We start from the raw sequence: 1,067 nt of genomic DNA, 5'->3' as shown, positions 1-1,067 counted from the left end.
ATATAGAGTTTAAACTTCTTAGCAAACAAGAGCAAAGTCAATACTACGCAATCAACGAACTTACCGATTTCGAAGATTTCAAAGCGATAAAAAAAGAAGCAGAGACAAAAAAATCAGAGCTTAAAAAAGATTTAAACTCTATTAAGGTAACGCATACAAAAAGAAAAAGTTACTCTTTGACTGGAGGCAGCAGCTCTGAAAACGTTCACTCTTTTGAGTATACTAAAAATGCATCAGAGACAAGAGTAGATAGAACAGACAGACCAGAAAATGGCATAGGCTATCTCTGGACTATGTATCAAAGCAAAAGAGCAAGAAAAGCTTTTAAAAACGAAGGTCAAGTAAATGCAAACAAGTTAAAGAAAGGCGATATTGTCCGTGTAGCTGGAGTTAATGGTAGTCAATACGTTCAGATAGAAGAGATATATCCAGAAATGTACAAAGACCCAGAGCGTAAAAACTCGATAAAGGAATACTACATTACAGGAAAAGCCTTATTGTCTACAAGTAGCTTCTCTGTAATAGAAGATAGCGGCATTTACGGGCAAGAAGGAAACTATTCTGTTAATATGGATATGTCGTCACGTTACGGCACTGGAGCTACTATTTCGTTTCCAGCGGGTCGTGGAGGCGCATATATGCCGTTTAAAAAGTTTGATGTATACAGTATAAAAGATGCAAAAGCAATTAACCTTGACGGAACTCTTAAAGACCCTGTAAAAGCCAATATAGATAACTTCAAGAATTTCTTAAGCGAAGACGCTACTAAAGACAATATAGCAGAAACGCTATCTGGTAGAGTGAATCCAAAACATTTTGCTGAGTCGGAAATCTACGCAAGAGCTGCTTACGCCATTCTCGAGGGTAAATCGCAAAAAGAAATACAGGCAATTCAAGATAAATCAAGAGAAGATATTAAAGCTCTTGAGTCAAAGTCGTCAATAGCGGAGCAGACTAAAGAACAGACTGAAAACCAAACTGATGTAAAAGATGGTTTTACTATTCTTGAAACAGATAATTTCAAAGGTGAGAACGCTGTTGGTGTAGATAAGTCTACTTTGCTGTCT

1 protein-coding gene is annotated in these 1,067 nt (G+C 36.8%); it reads left to right on the top strand.

Annotation, left to right across the window (positions count from 1 at the left end):
- On the top strand, nt 1-1,067 hold a 1,067-nt coding region (locus AC1QQ2_RS14375), incomplete at both ends, for a hypothetical protein (RefSeq protein ID WP_479713656.1).

Source organism: Aestuarium sp. (assembly GCF_023253315.1).
Taxonomy (GTDB): Bacteria; Pseudomonadota; Alphaproteobacteria; order Rhodobacterales; family Rhodobacteraceae; genus Marivivens; species Marivivens donghaensis.
Note: the sequence above shows the minus strand (reverse complement) of the source record. Positions and strands in the feature narration are given on the sequence as shown.